General features: G+C 48.6%; 11 protein-coding genes. 2 read left to right on the top strand and 9 right to left on the bottom strand.

The window, feature by feature from the left end; translation table 11 throughout:
• The 8 genes from AC27K1_RS16535 to ribF form a co-directional block, all read right to left on the bottom strand.
• Positions 1 to 3,843 carry a pilus assembly protein gene (locus tag AC27K1_RS16535; RefSeq protein ID WP_487151907.1) on the bottom strand — a complete coding sequence of 1,281 codons (3,843 nt, stop codon included), beginning with the start codon at positions 3,841 to 3,843 and terminating at the stop codon, positions 1 to 3.
• A gap of 168 nt (positions 3,844 to 4,011) precedes the next feature.
• Positions 4,012 to 4,584, bottom strand: coding sequence for a pilus assembly PilX family protein (locus AC27K1_RS16530; RefSeq protein WP_487151906.1), 573 nt, complete (start codon positions 4,582 to 4,584; stop codon positions 4,012 to 4,014).
• Positions 4,575 to 5,786 (bottom strand): PilW family protein, encoded by a 1,212-nt coding sequence (locus AC27K1_RS16525; RefSeq protein ID WP_487151905.1) that lies wholly within the window; start codon positions 5,784 to 5,786, stop codon positions 4,575 to 4,577. The genes AC27K1_RS16530 and AC27K1_RS16525 overlap by 10 nt, the downstream gene beginning before the upstream one ends.
• Positions 5,776 to 6,654, bottom strand: coding sequence for a type IV pilus modification protein PilV (gene pilV, locus AC27K1_RS16520; RefSeq protein ID WP_487151904.1), 879 nt, complete (start codon positions 6,652 to 6,654; stop codon positions 5,776 to 5,778). The genes AC27K1_RS16525 and pilV overlap by 11 nt, the downstream gene beginning before the upstream one ends.
• A 260-nt stretch (positions 6,655 to 6,914) precedes the next feature.
• Positions 6,915 to 7,358, bottom strand: coding sequence for an FKBP-type peptidyl-prolyl cis-trans isomerase (locus AC27K1_RS16515; RefSeq protein WP_487151903.1), 444 nt, complete (start codon positions 7,356 to 7,358; stop codon positions 6,915 to 6,917).
• A complete protein-coding gene (gene lspA / locus AC27K1_RS16510) occupies positions 7,355 to 7,882 on the bottom strand; it encodes a signal peptidase II (protein WP_487151902.1) in 528 nt (175 codons plus the stop codon). Before lspA ends, AC27K1_RS16515 begins: the two co-directional genes overlap by 4 nt.
• Positions 7,883 to 8,135: 253 nt before the next feature.
• Positions 8,136 to 10,952, bottom strand: coding sequence for an isoleucine--tRNA ligase (gene ileS, locus AC27K1_RS16505; RefSeq protein WP_487151901.1), 2,817 nt, complete (start codon positions 10,950 to 10,952; stop codon positions 8,136 to 8,138).
• 222 nt (positions 10,953 to 11,174) lie between these two features.
• Positions 11,175 to 12,098, bottom strand: a complete 924-nt coding sequence (gene ribF, locus AC27K1_RS16500) for a bifunctional riboflavin kinase/FAD synthetase (protein WP_487151900.1) — start codon at positions 12,096 to 12,098, stop codon at positions 11,175 to 11,177.
• A gap of 379 nt (positions 12,099 to 12,477) precedes the next feature.
• Between ribF and AC27K1_RS16495 the strand changes: the two genes are divergently transcribed.
• On the top strand, positions 12,478 to 17,055 hold the full coding sequence (locus AC27K1_RS16495) for a spectrin repeat-containing protein (RefSeq protein WP_487151899.1): 4,578 nt from the start codon (positions 12,478 to 12,480) through the stop codon (positions 17,053 to 17,055).
• Here AC27K1_RS16495 and AC27K1_RS16490 read toward each other — a convergent pair.
• Positions 17,038 to 17,907: a LysR substrate-binding domain-containing protein gene (locus AC27K1_RS16490; protein ID WP_487151898.1), complete on the bottom strand. Its 870-nt coding sequence runs from the start codon at positions 17,905 to 17,907 to the stop codon at positions 17,038 to 17,040. The genes AC27K1_RS16495 and AC27K1_RS16490 overlap by 18 nt on opposite strands.
• 114 nt (positions 17,908 to 18,021) lie before the next feature.
• On the opposite strand from AC27K1_RS16490, the gene AC27K1_RS16485 reads away from it, so the two are divergent.
• Positions 18,022 to 19,146, top strand: a complete 1,125-nt coding sequence (locus AC27K1_RS16485) for an S-(hydroxymethyl)glutathione dehydrogenase/class III alcohol dehydrogenase (protein ID WP_487151897.1) — start codon at positions 18,022 to 18,024, stop codon at positions 19,144 to 19,146.
• Positions 19,147 to 19,148: the final 2 nt, after the last annotated feature.

Genomic DNA, 19,148 nt, shown 5'->3' with positions numbered 1-19,148 from the left:
TCACTCCTCCAAAAGAATTTGACGCCATGACTGTCGGCCAGTTGTCTGTTGCCCGTCATTCTCATAAACGGTATTAAGACTTCCCCCTGGACCACTCATTAACTTACATTCAGAGTTCTGGCAGGGAATAATGGTTGGCTGCTGGACAATGCCCTCATTTTTAATACCTGAAGATACGACATCATCTACTGGATAATTAGGATCTGATGGGTTCAATGTCATCCCCAGGTTACTATAGGTACTATCGCTCTCATCAAACTTACCATCATCATTAATATCGAATACATTCTCCTCCAGGCGTGCTCCGGAATAGGCATTCACTTCCATTATCCAGCTATCCCCCCCTGATTCACACATCCCTCCGGTTGGCATCTGTGTCAGGAAAATAACATTCCCGTTTCGAAGCACTGCCTGCGACACAGCCCGCTCACCATTATTAAAGTTGTTCACCCCGGATTGCTGTAATATCAGATCCATCTTCCAGCCCTGGTGACTACTCCAGTCAATCGAATTGTCCGTGGTCTGACGTAATGAGACATTCTTTGACTGTACTTCCACATCAAATTCGGTAATGATTTTTTGCTCAAGTAAATCATCGTCCTCTAGAGTTGGCACCATGCCGATACCGCTATATTTATCCCAGACCGCATAAACACTCTGAGTACTCTGCCCATTCCTGGCATTATCCCCTTCAGCAAAGTAACGCCCGGTTCCAAAGTAAATCAGGAATCCTTTGTCAGGATGAATTCCAACCGTAGGGGTAGATGTTATTGGTTTAGACGAACCGGCACGGAATAGCGGCCTGGGGCTCGCATTATCACCAAGGGCCACGTTCCAATAAGCTGAGACTGCGTTGGTTAAGTCGAATTTCCAAAGATCACCATTAAGATCACCGGCATAGACATAATCGGTAACAAAATCCCCATTGGTATCAACTGATGCGACGGATGACAGCCCATTAGGGTTTGTTCTATCACCAGATTTGGTACTGATTTTACGGATTAAATTCCCAGTTTTGATATCTACAATATAAAGCACAGCCTCACCACTGGCCTGTGTATTGTCTTCCGTACTGTTATAGCCATTGCCAAAAATGGCAACCCAGTCACCATTAATCAACTTGGTTACCATAGGCTTACCAAAGGTATAACCCAGATCAGCGTCATTGCTGGTCGTAAACTCCCATAAGGCAATGTTCTTTGCATTCGCTTCACTGAACTGGTCAGGATCCGTCACATCCAGCGCATAGACAGACTTGCCACCGGCTCCCAGACCACCAACAAGAACCGTCTTCCATTCTCCTGACGTCTGACCGGCATCGGTATAAAAGAATGCGTCCACCGCATTTGGGTTTGCATCAACAAAATAGCGATGTGAATAGCCCGGTAAAACCAGTTCATGCAGATGTGGATACAAGACCGGAGAGATATAGCCTAATTTCTCATCACCGGTTGTAGCATCAAAGCCATGCACCATACCATCATTGGCGCCGACATAGACCATTGGCTTTCTGCTCTTATTATCTTTCTTAAAGTCAGAGTAGAGGCTGCCACGAGCAATACTGTCTGGATATTGGAAATTGGGATATCCAACATAAGCCGGGGATGAATTAACAACATCCCCTATCAGACTGGATCTCTGCCGAAAACCATTCTCACCTTCGAATGCCTGATTACCCCGGATATAATCAAGCACCTCATGGCGATAGGGGTCGGAAGACGCTGTACTGGTACTTAAATCAAGCGGAACCCGACGGTTGGCGGGAACATTCAAAGCATCATAAAGCTCAGTATTTCCAGCAGAATTGGTAAATGGACTCCCTTCAGTGGTTGAACCATCCGCCGTGGGTTTCCTTGTAATAATCACACGCCGTGTATGCCCATTGCTACCGAGCGACGCCAGACGACTTTTGGCTGACCAGTCGTTTCTCATGGTGCCATCAGGATTTGTTACAACCTTGCCCTCACCATTAATATGAATAGCCACCAAATCACCAGCCCAGTCCTGTGAGTCAAAACGCGCCTGAAATATACGGCGTTCCGTTTGCAATGAAGTGGAGCCTACAGCTAACTGAGCAACAGAACTGGTGACATTAACGATATTCTGAAATACGCCGTTTAACTGCCGTAACAGCGTAAAATAATTACTGGCGGAAAAATAAGCGCCTCCAGAATTAAAACTGGCGTGCCAGAGATCATCATATCCATTGTTTCCCCAATCATCTCCGACCTGCAGGGGAGGATCTGGCCAGCCATCATCATTGGTATCAGCCAGGTTGCCAATTTGCCCAAAAGTGATTCCAATCGTTTTCATATGCTGCTTATTGTTCGTATTGCTGTCACCAAGGGGTACTTCATCAGCAAGGTCGGTACGAAGGTCATTTTGATAATGGTAAAGCGCCACATCAGATAACCAGCCTCTTCGACCATCAGCATCGAGATCCCCCAATTGACTTTGCGCGCCATGCCAGGCGCCATCAGTCAGCAGCATCGTGTAATTGAGCTGACATTCACTGATGATCGGTGCATCACTACCGGTTTGCCTGTAGATATTGCCAGACCGATGTAACGCTGCCGGCAACGGCGTCTCCCCATTGGGATCACTGTTCTCAATCAAGGCATCAATGATGGATTGATTATGAACCGCATTACCAAACTGAGTCGAAGGAAAATCCACCGTGAGGGTATCGCTATTAATATAACCCAAGGCGTATCGAACACTGGGAAATGATTCAACGACCTTGGTTGCAGAGGCAACAACACTAAACATTCTGGTTCGGTAATATAGATACCAGTTCGCGTAGTTTTGTTGGATTTCCTGAACGTCTGCACTATCTGTAATGTCAACCAAGCGCGAAATACGTTGTATAACTTCCGGCCCCAAGGGTCCGTCGCGATATTCATACGTCACTCGCCAAGAACGAATACTGTCTTCCCCTATCTGAAAAATGGTATGGTTGTCCCACCAGTCAACCTGATTATTGGGTCCAGCTTGATAATTAGTCAGTCCAAAGCGACGGGGGCGATCTCCGTTAAATCCGGCTGTATCCTCAGCAACAATATAAAACCTGTCAACAAGATCAACGATCGTATAATAACCTCGCTTACCACTTATTGGATGGTCACGTACCGCCCTGAAATCCGCATCAGACATGCCTGTCCAAGGTATGTAGTTTATCGTTGGGTCATAATAGCTGGCATCAACATCCGAAGAAAAACCACGCCAGTCACTGATAGGATCTTGAGTAAAGATGTTAAAATCCGTTGCATCTTGAAACCGGAATGTTTCAGTCCGTACGCTTTGATTATTAAAAGCGCCGCAATCTGTATCTGTAACCGTTTCATCTGTGTAATGTAAATTGAATGAATTCACATCAAGAGATGCACTGGGATTATTACGACCTGCGCTGAAGCTGTCGCCCAGGAAATTTGTACTGTCAAATGCCGTTATCCCAAAACCTGGCCGGAATCGATACGACTTAACAGCCATTCCGGGCGCAAAACTTTCAGAAAATGAATAACACCTTTCGGTTCCCCCATAGTTTGGCTCAGAGTAAAAACACACATTGTCTTGTGTTTGGGAAGAAACCAAATCCACCTTAAATGAATCAGATCCCGGGCTATGATAACCACATAACTGCCAGGCTGGTTGCCATAAATCACGCTCTCTCATTGAGCCGGAATCATCCAACATCATAATGACGTTAGAAGCAGAAGCCTCGACAAGAAACAAAGGCTTTTGAGCAATAGCCAAGTCTGCGGCGACGCTGTATCCCGAGAAAAGGCACCCGCCGACAATGAGGTGTAAATACCGTCTGACAGGTTGAATTGCAGCTAGCATCATATCCAGAATCCTTTCCACTTTGCTCTGGTCGGCCCTTTCAACACACCCGCTGAGCGCCGACGATTCCTTTAATCCCTGTATTCAACAAATATAGAGTGGCTTTTCCATTTAGCGCCATAATTTAAATAACGCATATCCTTCATGATCTGCCCAGCAAACCACCGTTACTCAGGGCGTCAACCTGACAGCAAGAATACTCTGTACCATGGTCAGCGTTCTGGGACGATCACCCGCATTGGCATTCGCGACTGTATAGGTGGTATCCGTACCCAACGATGTCACGCGGAAATAATAGATTTTCGAACCGGCAACACTTCCAACAATCAGCGAATCATTCACCTCTTTAATGTACTCAACAATCACCATGGTGACGCCCTGCCCCGCCTGATCGACGATGTTTGCTTCTGCCCCGGAAAGCACCTGACCATTGGCATAAACCGGAACAGAGGCCCAGAAGCTGGTATTAAGGTAGTTTGACGACAGACTGGAATAATAGACACCCTCACCTGTCAGCTCATTTGAGAGTGTGGCAAAAGAAGTGTAAGCCATTAAACGGTTTTCGATGGATCTCAAACCCAGCTCCGCATTCTGGAATGCCGTTTCATGATCCACGTTGCCCCGAGCCATCCGCTGCTCGATGATGGCGTTATCCAGGCTGGTCGTGCCAAGCAGCGTAAGCACCAGCAAGGTGATCAATGCCATAATCAGCGCACTGCCAGACTCACGCCTCCCTACATCCATGGCATGGCCCCCAGTGTTCTGTTACGGAGGTTGATCGTCATCGACATCTCCCGCCGGAATCGCCGGTCTGACGGGGTATAGGTTTTTCCGATATAACTGTAATTCTGACCCGTTGTACTGACGATAAAATCGCTGGTTGTTTCGACCAGCAACCACATTCTGACACTGACCACCCGGCTCCAGTCAGTCACGTTGTCTGCTGTTACATAGCGACTGGCGGCTATCTGGCTGGTTGTACCGGTCGTTTCACCATACACAATCTGCATATTGGCAATGCCTTCGACCAGCTCCTCTTCCGTACTCAATGATCCATCCGCCAAAATGCGCTTACGGTACAAGGAAGGCGGGTTATCAATATCGTCACTTCTTTTGCCGAGGTAATATTGAACACCGCGAAGAATCACAGCTTCCATATTATCCATTGATGTCAGTTGCGATGTTCCCGCACTATTTCCGGACAACGTAATCACACCGCTACTGCGGTTGAACTGGGTTGCCTTAACAATCAGTGTTCTTTCACAATCACTGACAATCAGGATTCGGTCATCATCGCTCGCATTAGTTCCTGTTTCGGGAAATCCAATGACGGAGCTGGTATCGACGGTCAACGTCGATGCGGTAGCACTGGTAACATTGAAAACATACGGTTCAATACCCCAGATTCGTATCATATCCGAGCCTATTGCAGCCCTGGTGCTGGTCGTCGGCATACTGTTACTTTGCGAACCGGTCGTTGTTGTCCAGTTTGATGAGGACTGCGCACTTAAATTACCCCATGTTGAAGGGGTCAACGTATCCGCATAGCCTGTGTTACTCGCTTCCCACCCCTGAATACCACGCTCTGGCTGAAACACCGAACCGCTGGAGGAGATCAGGTTGTCGAAATTAATATCACGCTGACTTACGCAGCCTTTATAACCGGCCACCCTTAAGTCTCCACCGATAAGATCAAAGGTAAAATTACCGGCTTCCTCGACACTGCTCATGGCATCCCTGACCAGGAAATCCCGCTTGCTGTTGACCAGTATCTGAACAGCCCCCAGCAGCATGATTGCACCGAGCAACAATGAAACCATGACTTCGACAAGACTGGAGCCCCGTTGTTTTATTAATGTCATAGAGCAATACTCGACGGCTGCTTTGATGGTTTTATCGTCCGTTGACGCCTGAAATCCAATGACACACCCTTTGTTATGGCTCAAAGGTCATCATGTAACTTAAATCCCCGTTGATATCGAAAGAGAACGGGTTATCCAGTACTCCATCATTATTGGTGTCCCAGACAATCCATATGGTATAGACCGAGCCATTATTGCTACAGGATGCGGAAATAGCGGTTTGAGCATCTGACGCGCTGGCAACACTACTCGCAGTATTCGCACTGCTAATCGCTCGCTGTGCCTGATTAGATGCCGTTTGTGCAACAGGGTCGGAGTCCATCCCCATTGGAAACAGGGCATCCAGAACCTCCTGGGATTTCTCTGCAGATTGTTTCGCCAGGTCCGCAGCATCTGCCGCATTCCCTGCTAAAGAAGCGGCCTCGGCCTGCTGGGCAAGGGCCTGGGCATCGGCAGCCTGGGCCTGGATGGCAGGTGTCGTTCCTGTTTGCGTCGAGGCCAGATTGACGACCTGGCTGGCAATAGAGGTTGCCGTCGAACTGGCAAACCCGGTACCGCCATCAGCAGGCGTGTCATCGGCACAAACAATGCCGTATCCTCCCGGCAGATGACTTTGAATCAGTTGATTCCATTCCCAAATGTCATTTTGCGCCATCAACTGTGGAGAACATCCACTGGATGTATAACAGGGGGGCACCGCACTACTACCGACGATCAGTGAATAAAATCCCCCATCAACCCCTTCAGGATTCGCCCGCATTCTGTCAGCAATATTCAGGGCCAGGCTAACGGCCTTATGCTGCGAAAAAGCCTGATGGTTGATACGCAACGATGTTGCCTGCAAGCCGGCAAGCCCAAGCAAGCCTACCGTCAGGATGAAGAGCGTAACCAGGTTTTCAATGAGGCTGAAACCTGCCATTGCCGATAGCGGGCGAGAAGTCATTTCAGGCATGTATCGTCCTTGATGTCACTAACAGCAACAGTCATCCATAAACTATTGCCCAAAGCGGTCCCTGACCATTATTCCTCTCCCATAATCTAGAACGACCAGAAAGGAATAGAATCAAAACGGCCGAATAACGAGATTAACGCTATAAGAAGTCAGATAAGTGGTATGAATAAGAGAAGGAAAACAGAATGTGTCATAAAAATGACAACTGCGACTACCTGTTGGAATGATCGCCTGAAAAAGGTTTCAGGCGATCAGGCCAATTAAGCACCGTCAAGAATCTCTATGATCTCCACCTGGAACAGCAGATCCTTACCCGCCAGCGGGTGATTGAAATCAATCGTGACGCGTTCATCGTCAAAAGCGGTGACAACGCCCGGCAGTTCCGAGCCAGACTTGTCAGCAAACGAAACCACCAGTCCTTCGGACAGCGCCATTTCCGAATCAAACTGACTCCGTGGCAGTTCCTGAACATTTTGAGGGTTCGGTTGACCGAATGACTGTTCCGGCAATACCGTGAACGTTTCTGCGTCACCTTCCTTCATACCATGGAGCAAGGCCTCAAAGGCATCAGGCAGATTGCCGTCACCTACGACAAACGAAGCCGGCTTACCCGTAAAGGTGCTGTCAACCACTTCACCACTCTCAAGCCGCAGCGCAAAGTGCATGGTTACCTTGCTGCCCGCTGTAATTACCGGGATTGTCATGAGTTCTGCCTGTCCTTATCGGTATCAGTCGTCTGGGGATGGATAAACATATCCAGGATCAGTAAGCCCGCGCCCAGTGTAATGGCAGAATCTGCCAGGTTAAAGGCCGGAAAATAGTAGCGATCGTAATAAAACAGCAGGAAATCAACAACATGGCCCAGGGCAATGCGATCCCAGACATTGCCAAGCGCTCCCCCCAGAATCAGCGCCAGGGCCACGGCCTGAAGCTTTTCATCTGACTTCAGTCTTCGAATCCAAACGACAAGCACCACACTGACAACCAGTGCTATCGATATAAAGAACCAGCGCTGCCAGCCCGATGCATCGCTCAGGAAACTGAAGGCAGCGCCCGTGTTATACGCCAGCGTAAAGCTGAAAAAAGGCGTAACGGGCAGCTGCTCATACAGAGAAAAGTGGTTATTAAAATAAAACTTGGTGCACTGATCCAACACTATCACTATCACAGACAGCCATAACCAATGCAGCATAGAGCGCTGTTTAGAGGGGTTCGTTGATGATGCCATTGATGAATCAATATCCTGTAGTAGATCCCCTGGAAGCAGGGTAACGAACAAGGCCGTGAGGCCAGATGCGATATTGTACCTGACCCGACATTATTTTTTAGATCACATTTCCAGATAACAGCACGCAAACAGAACAACAGAACTCATTGACGTGATCTAAGGCCATACCTGTTCAAACAACAGAAAGAAAAAACCCCGCTATAAAGCGGGGCTTACTTTGTACGAACGGCTTACGAGACCGGTTCAGTAACGATCAGGCAAAATGCCTAACCTCACCTTCACCCTCAACATTCTCGATACAACGGCCACACAGCTCAGGATGTGCTTCACTGGTACCCACATCTTCGCGACGATGCCAGCAACGGACACACTTCTCAAAAGTGGAAGCCTTAACCGCCACCTTGAGACATTCAAGTTCCGTTGCATAAGCATCGGTTGCGTCTGCCAGCGGCTTAAGGTCAGCGCGGGAGGTGATCAGCACGAAGCGCAATTCATCACTCAGCGCAGCCAGATCCTTCATCAGCGCTTCATCAGCAAACAAGGTCACTTCGGCTTCCAGACCACTGCCGATTACGCCGGCATTACGTGCTTCTTCCAGGGCTTTGTTGACTGCGGTTTTCGCCGTCATGATCCGCTGCCAGAATTCACGATCCATGGTCGGATGCTCCAGCGCGTGCAAGCCTTCATACCAGGTTTCGGTATGAATGGATGCACTGCGCTCACCCGGCAGCTGCTGCCAGATTTCATCGGCAGTGAAGCTCAGGATCGGCGCGATCCAGCGTGCCAGCGCCTCAACGATGTGATACATCGCGGTCTGGCAGCTGCGACGCGCCAGGCTGTTCGCCTGGGTGGTGTACTGGCGATCCTTGATGATATCCAGATAGAAACTGCCCAGATCCAGCGCACAGAAGTTCTGCACCTTCTGGTAAACATTCAGGAAGTTGTACTTCTGGTAGCTGCTGACGATCTCCTGTTGCAACTGCAGGGCGCGATCAACGGCCCAGCTATCGAGCGGCAGCATCTCGGATGCAGGCACGCAATCGGTTGCCGGATCAAAGCCGTTCAGGTTGGACAGCAGGAAGCGAGCGGTATTCCGGATACGGCGATAGGTATCAGAGCTCCGCTTGAGAATCTCGTCAGAAACGGTCATCTCGGCGCTGTAGTCGGTCGCGGCAACCCACAGACGCAGTACATCAGCGCCCAGCGTATTCATGACCGACTGAGGTGCAATGACGTTACCAATAGACTTGGACATCTTGCGTCCCTGACCATCCACCGTGAAACCGTGTGTCAGCAGGGTTTTGTAAGGCGGTACATTCTTGATAGCAATACCGGTCTTCAGTGAAGACTGGAACCAGCCACGATGCTGGTCAGAACCTTCCAGATAGAGATCCGCCGGGAACTGTAGGTAATCCCGCGCATCCAATACAGCCATGTGTGTCACACCGGAATCGAACCAGACATCCAGCGTATCAGTCACTTTGACGTAGTTTTCAGCATCTTCTTCGGAGAGCAAATCAGAGGGCTCCAGGTCGAACCAGGCGTCCATCCCCTCTTTCTCAACCCGCAGAGCCACCTGTTCGATCAGCGCCGGCGTATCCGGATGCAGTTCTTCGGTTTCTTTATGGATGAACAGGGCAATTGGCACACCCCAGGTCCGCTGACGGGAGATACACCAGTCCGGGCTGCCTTCCAGCATCGCTTCCATACGGTTGCGGCCCCATTCCGGTGTGAAGTTAACATCCTTGATGGCTTTTTTGGCACGCTCCAGCAAACCATTCTTGGTCATGCTGACAAACCATTGCGGTGTCGCCCGGAAGATCAGCGGTGTCTTGGTCCGCCAGCAGTGTGGATAGCTGTGCTGGAAGGATTTCTCGTGCAGCAGACGGCCTTTTTCCATCAGCACTTCTACTACGTGACGATCGACCTTGTAGACGTGCTCACCGGCAAACAGCTCAACATTACTGCGGAAGTTACCGTTGTCGTCAACGTAGTTCAGGGTGCCCAGGCCATACTTGCGGCCTACGTTAAAGTCGTCAACACCGTGGTCTGGCGCGGTATGAACACAGCCGGTACCGGCATCAAGCGTGACGTGATCACCCAGCAGGATCGGCAATTGTTTGTCATAGAACGGGTGGTTAACGGTCAGGTTTTCCAGCGTCTGGCCGGTAGTGGTTGCCAGTACGGTGTAATCTTCCACGCTATAGCGCTGCATGATGGACTCAAGCAGTCCTTGTGCAACGATCAGACGCTCAGCGCCCTGTCCGGCATCACACTGAACCAGCGCATAATCCAGCTCGGCGCCCAGGGTAACTGCCTGGCTGGAAGGCAATGTCCAGGGTGTGGTGGTCCAGATCACAACAGAGATCGTGCCTTCACCCTTGTCGCCACCAAACGCGGTCAGGAAATCAGCTTCATTGCTGACAGAATAACGGACATCAATAGCCAGGGACGTCTTGTCCTGGTATTCCACTTCCGCTTCCGCCAGTGCGGATGCGCCTACTACACTCCAGTAGACCGGCTTGTAACCTTTGTGCAGATGGCCGTTCTCCGCCACCTTGCCCAGGGCACGGATGATGTCCGCTTCGAACCGGTAGTCCATGGTCAGGTAGGGATTGTCCCACTCGCCCAGTACGCCCAGACGTTTGAAATCCTCACGCTGGCCGTTGACCTGCTTGGCCGCGTACTCACGGCACTTCTTGCGGAAGGTCTTGACGTCCACCTTCACGCCCGCCTTGCCGACCTTCTGCTCAACCTTGTGCTCAATCGGCAGACCATGACAGTCCCAGCCCGGGACATAAGGCGCGTCATAACCGCTCATGGTACGGGACTTGACGATGATGTCCTTGAGAATCTTGTTAACCGCGTGACCAATGTGAATGTCGCCGTTCGCATACGGAGGGCCGTCGTGCAGAATAAACTTGTCCCGGCCGGCAGATGCCTTGCGGATCTCACCGTACAGATCCATGTCGTACCAGCGCTTGAGCATCTGCGGCTCGCGCTGCGGCAGGTTGGCTTTCATGGGAAAGCCGGTTTGGGGCAGGTTTAACGTCTGTTTATAGTCACTCATCTGTTATCTACCAGCATTGACATCATCACATCGGTCACAGGCAGTCCGGTACAGGACTCCGGCACGCTCTGACTGCAACAGAGTCCGTGTTCACATTAAGCGGAATGCAGCCGTTCAAAAACAGCAATGGGGATTGCACCATAAAAAGTACAATCCCCGTCATTGTGGAACCTCACATTCAGGCAAGGTTCCCGAGAATGTATTACTTGGGGCGATTGGCTGTCAGCCGTTCAAAAGCGCCCGAGCCCGAACTATATCATCTGCGATCGCCGCTTTCAGGTCGGCGATGGACGGGAAGGACTGCTCATCGCGGATTTTATGAAGAAATTCCACCTGAATCCGCCGACCATAGAGATCACCCTGATAATCGAGCAAGTGTACCTCCAGTCGGGCGCCCTGTCCCGCAACGGTTGGTCGGGTGCCAACATTGGCCACGCCGTTGTACACCTGATCCAGGCCATACACCCTGACGGCAAAGACGCCTCGAACCGGCAGCGACTTGCGCTTGAGTACAATATTGGCGGTCGGCACGCCCATGGAACGCCCCAGGCGCTGGCCGTGGCTGACTTTACCGGAAATCAGCCAGGTACGTCCCAGCAGCGTGTTGACGTCAGCAAAGTCACTCGCCACTAACGCCTGACGGATACGCGTACTGCTGACACGTTCGTTATCCAGCATAACGGTTCGGGTATGATCAACAGTGAACCCATATGTCTGACCAGCCGCTTCCAACCGGGAAAAGTTACCGGCACGATCACAACCAAAGCGGAAATCATCACCCACCACCAGGTGACGGACGGCAAGAATATCGACCAGAACTTTCTGAATAAATTCATCCGCCGTCAGGGATCGAAAGGCTTCATTAAAAGGCAGGCACAAAACGGTATCGACACCTTCAGCGGCCAGCACGTCAAGCTTGTCGCGCAAGGTATAAACCCGGGCAGGTGCTTTATCCCCGGTAAAAAACTCCCTGGGCTGTGGCTCAAAAAGCACCACACAGGCTGGCAGGTTCAGCGCAGACGCCTTCTCCCTGACCTGGGCCAGGATATCCTGATGCCCCAGGTGAATCCCGTCAAAATTGCCGATGGTCGCGACACAGCCTTGCGGCAGTGGCTGAATGTTCTGAAAGCCCCGTATCAACTGCATTGAAAAGTAGTCCGACCCTGTTCGTGAAGCGTTATAAAGCCGGGTTATGATAAAGGTCAGTGGCGCTTACGGCAAAGTGAAATAGTCTGGAGAGATACCTGAAATTACCATTACTACACCTCAAGGCATCCATTCAGCTGAACCGCCTGAATTAGACTCATGCAATAAATGCATAGTTTAGATGGCGATGATACATGAAAAGAACCATCACATTCCAACGCCAGACTAACAAGCTGTATTTTTTTGACTAACAAATAGAAAAACTTAAATACCATACTTGAACCTATGCAACCCAGCAGAATCCAAGGTGATGCACTTAACTATTCAACCGCGTTTACTTTAAACATAAAAAACGCTTATGCAGTAACAGTATTTATCCATGGAAACCCAAAAGTTCAACACACACGGTCTAAAATTCGACATCCTCGGCATACAGGATTTTGAAAAATCAGTTGTCCTGAAGCCAGACAATAACGTATGGATTTTTGGTCACACTTTATGCCTACTGAAAGAAGACAGCAGTAAATTAGCCAGCCTGAGAAGAAGGGCCACAGGAGAAATATTAAGAAATAATCTTCGATGCGTTTATAGAATAGGGTTGTACAAACGCACTATATCAGATGAAAACATAAAATTTAGCGACATTCTTAATCTGGCCACCATGCTGGATAAAGAAAACACCAAGCCTTTTGAGCACATCACCTATTCTTTTACTGACACCTTAAAAAGAGGAACATCACAGATACTTGCAAAACATGCAAGCGATGTTCTAATCGACTGCGTTAACATTAATAATGTGCATCAATTACACTCCTATTCTTTAGACTCCGCCGTTCAACATCGGATTTTGCCCTTAACAAAACGTATCACATGCCAATGCCTGGAGATTGAGGATAGTGCTACAAATGAAATGCTGAAAGAAAGATATGATGAGGTTCTGTCAAAAATAATCGCCTCAAGTGATTCTCCAGAAGAGCGTGAAAGAAAGGCTCACTGTTGCAGTATTCTACATACATTAAATGAGATATGGTCTGAATGTAATTGGGAAAATGTTACCGCTGTCACCGTAGAGCCAGAAAGCCGTGCCCAAACAGAATTGAAAAACTATGTGCAAGAACAGGAAACGGCTGTCCAGAACATTTTGCTATTATACGAAAAAGCACGCCTGGTTTCAGACCAAGCTCAAGAAGTATTGGCATTGATGTCAGAAGCTAAGGAGCTGGGTGAAGACAAGGCAGCATTAACAGTGAGCAGCACTGAGGCAGCACTTCCGCAAGAGTCAGAGGTAACCGAGCCCTTGTCAGATGAGCCATCCTCGCCAGCAACAGAAAAGAAAACTTCACCAGCAAGCCAGGCAGCGATAGTCGTACCCGCGCCATTATCAGAAACAACGGATCACTCTTTACCCTCACAGGCACCAGATGTCAGACCCAAGACCAAACCCTTGCCAGAACCTGGCTCACGCAAACCTCTCACAACCAAAGAACCAGAAAAAATGCCTGGAGCATCCGCATTAGCAACTGAAGCGTTTGAGCATGTCATACCTGAACAACGTCAGAGCATATTTCCGTTCCCGTGGTTAGATACGCCAGAGGCGGTTTTGCGTATTACGAATTCAGAAGAGTTTTGTTATCACCTGGCACGGTGCGCTGATGGACTTCACGCCATGTATGAAAAAAAGGAAAACTTTCTCAGGGCCTATATTCGCGACCCCAAAAACATATCCGCATTCCATCAAGCAAAGCAGGTTATTTTTGAAGGTTCATGGATTAGCACTAATCTTTATGAGCTATTAACAGAAGCGGCAGAAAAAACGCCCGGGCAGAACAATGTTTTTCGCTCAAGACTAAACTGGCTTATCACTATCAATGCATTTTACCTGGGTCACGCACCGTACAACCCCGATTCTAAAAGCACCTTTATGATCAATAAATCTGTTCGTATACCTGACGGATTCATTGAGTTTCACCTTCAACCAGGCATTCAACCATCAACAGCACTGAGAAGCTTCTTTACGAACTTCAATATCATTGATAGTAGTAGCGCAACACTTCTTGCTTTATATCAAGCAATGCTCGACTATCTTACCGCACCTGTTTTTGACAATCTCTTCAAGGACACAATCAGCCCGACAATGGATGTTATCCCTAATTTTTTTGTTGGCTCAGTCTCTCGAATGTATGATTGCGGGGCTTTGATTACAGGTTACCTACTCACAGAAAACAAAGCTGCCCCTCCAAAATGTGGTTATGTATTGTACGTATCAAACCATAGCGATTTCTTTAACAGACACTCAAGCAAGCAAGAATTTTCTATGCTATTGATTTGCATATCCGATAGAGAACAAGCCAGATATACCGCACCCGGACGCTTTTCAGGATACAACCAGAGGGAAGTCAACACAGAAGTTGTAAAGCTATACAATAGAAAGCCAATAACAAATCTAATAATGACCCAGGAAGATTGGGCAAAGTTCAACCCTAAACTTACTCCAAAACCCGGCTACAAACCCATATCAAGAGTGTCGCTCGAACAATTGGCAGACGATGGAGGAGGGCTACAGCGTAATACTCCGGCTTATTTCGATTTCGACCAACTTGCAGATTTCAAAGCCAAACAAATGGCAAAGCGCCAACGTACTTCCAAAACGAAAGAGCCAACATCGCCAAGCGCTATGGAGCCTCCCAAAGGCAGCCAAATAAGAGAGAAGCCAAAAGCATCACAACAAGGCATTCAGCAACAGCAAGAACCTGCTCCCATAACACCAGATGCAAGCGAGTCAATAGGGTACAGAGAACTACCAGATAAAGCCTCATCAACAAGATCTGATTCACCCCAAACGCGTTCAATCGACCAACCAATCGAGCCAGACACCTCAACGGATTCGAGTGCAAAAACAGGGCATCCTGAAACGCCATCCACGCCCTTAGCGGAAGCTGACAGCACAATGTTTGAAGCCATGACCCGAGATGGTTTTACTGATTATGTCCTGAAATGTGTCGAAGACAGGCGATTAGTCTGTAAACAACAAGACCGCATAACCCAGGCTTATCTTGACAACCCTGACAACCCTGAGACACAGAAAAAAGTACTTGAGATTATTGATCAAGGCTCGTGGAATCCTGAAAAACTTTACGACTTTTTGAGTTTAGCAGAGAAGACACCATCTAAAGCTAAAGCAATGTTTGAGATACGGCGTAAAGCACTCGTTAATAGTGGCTCTTGGCACTACGGACACCCTCCTCAAAATAGAGCAGCAAAAAAACACTTCATGGTCAATACATTTGGGGACATCATCCATGATAACGACTTTGATTACACAATCACTCCAAATACAGAACCCTCAAAAGCCCTCTTAAGCTTCAAGATGGAATTTAATTTCATTAACAATTATCAGGCATTAATGCTTGCTCTCTTTCAGGCAGCTCATGACTATTTAACACCTCGAGTTTTTAATGTTCTATACACACAGGGATTGGATTCGAAAAGCACTTTTCGACTAGTATCCCCCAAAAAACAAAATGAAAACCCTCTTAATACCATCTTAAAAGCGAGCACAAGCCAAAGAATAAAAAAAGGTGACATCGTAATATTCAGAAACCACTTAAATTATCAAAGAAGACACCACAGCGATAGAGATATGCACCTTATCGCCATATGCACTTCAGATAGAAAACCAAAAAAGTTCACCTCACCCGACCTTTTTGAAAACCTCACTGAGCAGGAAATCAATACTTTATTAGTTCAGCAATTCAACAGAGAACCAAAAACACGGCAAATGCTACCCAAAGAAACACGGGGAAAACTCAATCTACCTAGTACGCCCCCAGTAGCAGGAAACATGACAGTTGATTTTCTACTTGAAAATCGTGGCGGACTTCAAAGGGGTAGCGCTCATCATATAGACTTCGACACGCTAAAAACTTTAAAGAAAAAAGATACAACAATAAAAAAGAGCTCCTCAACAATAGCACCCAAGAAAAAATCACTGGCAATAAAAACCGGAGCAAAAAAACCACAGCACCCCTCTCAAAAGCCAAAATATGAAACCGAAAAACAAACGAAACAATTGAGGTCAGACATTTCAAAAGAACCAGAAGTTCCCCAATCTGCAGAAGCCCTACTGACAAAAATCAGAGAGAAGCAAAACATACTAAATAGCCTGTGCATGGGTAACATCATGCCATCAGAAACAACAATCACTGAAACAGTAAACGATATCCATGCGTTAACCCAACAACTTGCTGAAAAAGGTGAAAAAATACCAGAAACATTAAACAAGCAGCTTGAAGAAGTTTCACAAACTTCTGAGAAAACCAGAAACATCGCACTACTCACAGATATGCAAACAAAACTGCGCGACCTGCGTGAAAAAGCCAAGCCACATCAAACAACAGAAATCACTCAGATAGCAAACAACATTAGTGAACTCATGCACACAATGAAAGCAACCAATACAGAAATTCCGCCCGACCTGAAAAACAAGATTGAAGCAGTCTTGTCAGGGCTTGATGAAACAACAACCATTGTTTGCTCTTTAGAAGACAAACAAAGAGAACTGCAGGAATTGTGCAATAAAACAAATCCAGAAATAGATAACATCCGGACAACGGTAAAGACAATCAGAGACCTCATGCGAAAGCTCAACAATATGAATATAGATATCCCAAAAGAATTATCCAGCCAGATTTCCACAGACTTTAGCGATGCTGTGTATATACAAAATTCAACACCACTCGCAGAGATGCATACAGTGCTGCACAACCTTTGGAAGAATGCTAAACGAAATCCTGAAGGAATAGCAGAGATCCCTGCAGCAATAGATACAATCAGAACACTTATCGCTCGACTGGAAGGTCAAGGTGCTCGAATTCCTGAAGCCGTTCGCAATTCTATTGAAAAAGATATTCGAGACGCAGAGAAAATAAAAGCGCCAATGTCAGGAAAAAGAAAGTAGAAAGAATTCCACCAGTAATCTGACTTTTGGCGACAGATGGCGATTCTGGGGATACACCGCCCAGATACCATCATCAGGTAACCGGTATTGATCCAGCACAGACACTAACTCACCCCGCTTCAAATGTTTCTCAACATAATAATCAGGCAACTGGACAAGCCCCAATCCGCGCAAAGCGGCATCTTTTAGCGCGAGGCCACTATTACAGCGCCACTGCCCATGCACCCGGAAATATTTCTCCTGACCATTTTCCAGAAAGCGCCAGACATCCACAGAACCATGCAAACAGTGATGCTGACTGAGTTCAGCAAGCGTATGCGGTTGTCCATAACGATGAAAATAATCGGGTGAACCACAGACATACTGGGTACGACGACCTATTTTTCTGGCAACCAGGGAGCTGTCTTCCAACTTTCCCAGCCGAATGGCGAGGTCATAGCCCTGGCTGATCAGCTCCAGCTTTTCATTGGTCAGGGTAAACTCCAGCCGCAGTTCCGGGTGATCACAGAGAAACCGGTTCACCAGCGGCGCAACGAAATGCTCACCATAGAAAACCGGCGCCGTCATTTTCAGCAAGCCGCGCGGTTCACCGTTGAGATCCGCCACGGCCCTGTCAGCCTCCTCCAGCCCCACCAGCAACTGTCGGCAATGCTGAAAGTACAGGTTGCCGGATTCCGTCAGTGTCACCTTCCGGGTGGATCGATAGAACAGCTTGGCGCCCAGCCGCTTCTCCAGCGCATTCACCTTGCGGCTGATATGCGCCACCGACACATCCAGCTGCTTGGCAGCGCCCGTAAAACTACCTGCATCCGCCACTGCGACAAATTCTGTCACGCCCTGCCAGCGCTCCATTGTTACCACCTGGTAATAGTGATTTACCTGAAACGACAATTATTGTTTCATCAGAAACAAATACAATACGTGCATCAACACGACCGACCCACCTCACAAACAGGGTATGACAGAATGGAAATGATCAAGACACGCGCCGCCGTTGCCTGGGGCCCCGGAGAACCACTGAAAATCGAAGAAGTCGATTTGATGCCACCACAAAAAGGCGAAGTGCTGGTGCGTATTGTCGCATCCGGTGTTTGCCATACGGATGCCTACACGCTCTCAGGCAGCGACCCGGAAGGCGTTTTTCCCGCCATTCTTGGCCACGAAGGCGGCGGCGTCGTTGAAGCGGTTGGCGAAGGCGTTACCGGCCTGACCGTCGGCGATCACGTTATTCCCCTGTACACCCCTGAATGCGGCGAATGCAAATTCTGCAAATCCGGCAAGACCAATCTTTGCCAGGCCATACGCGCCACCCAGGGTAAAGGCCTGATGCCCGATGGCACGACCCGCTTCTATAAAGACGGCAAACCCATCTACCACTACATGGGTACATCAACATTTTCCGAGTACACCGTAGTGCCGGAAATCGCACTGGCAAAAATCCGTAAAGATGCCCCGCTGGAGAAAGTCTGCCTGCTGGGTTGCGGTGTCACGACCGGTATGGGTGCGGTTATGAATACGGCCAAGGTTCAGGAAGGCGATACCGTTGCCATCTTCGGACTGGGGGGAATCGGCCTGTCCGCCATCATTGGTGCCACCATGGCAAAAGCCGGACGGATCATTGCCATTGATATCAATGAAGGCAAGTTTGAGATTGCACGACAGCTGGGCGCTACCGACGTCGTAAACCCCAAGGATTACGACAAGCCGATTCAGGAGGTTATCGTCGAAATGACTGATGGCGGTGTGGACTATTCCTTTGAATGTGTCGGCAATGTCCACCTGATGCGCTCCGCGCTTGAATGCTGCCATAAGGGCTGGGGCGAATCAGTCATTATCGGTGTGGCTGGCGCCGGCGAAGAGATTTCCACTCGTCCGTTCCAGCTGGTCACCGGTCGGGTCTGGAAAGGCTCTGCCTTCGGTGGTGTTAAAGGGCGCTCTGAACTACCGGATTACGTACAGCGTTATATGGATGGCGAGTTCGAACTGGATACGTTCATTACCCACACCATGGGACTGGACGATATCAACACCGCCTTCGATCTGATGCACGAAGGCAAGTCCATCCGCAGCGTAATTCATTTCGATCAATAAAC

It is taken from the genome of Kistimonas ophiarachnellae, from assembly GCF_057552235.1.
Note: the sequence above shows the minus strand (reverse complement) of the source record. Positions and strands in the feature narration are given on the sequence as shown.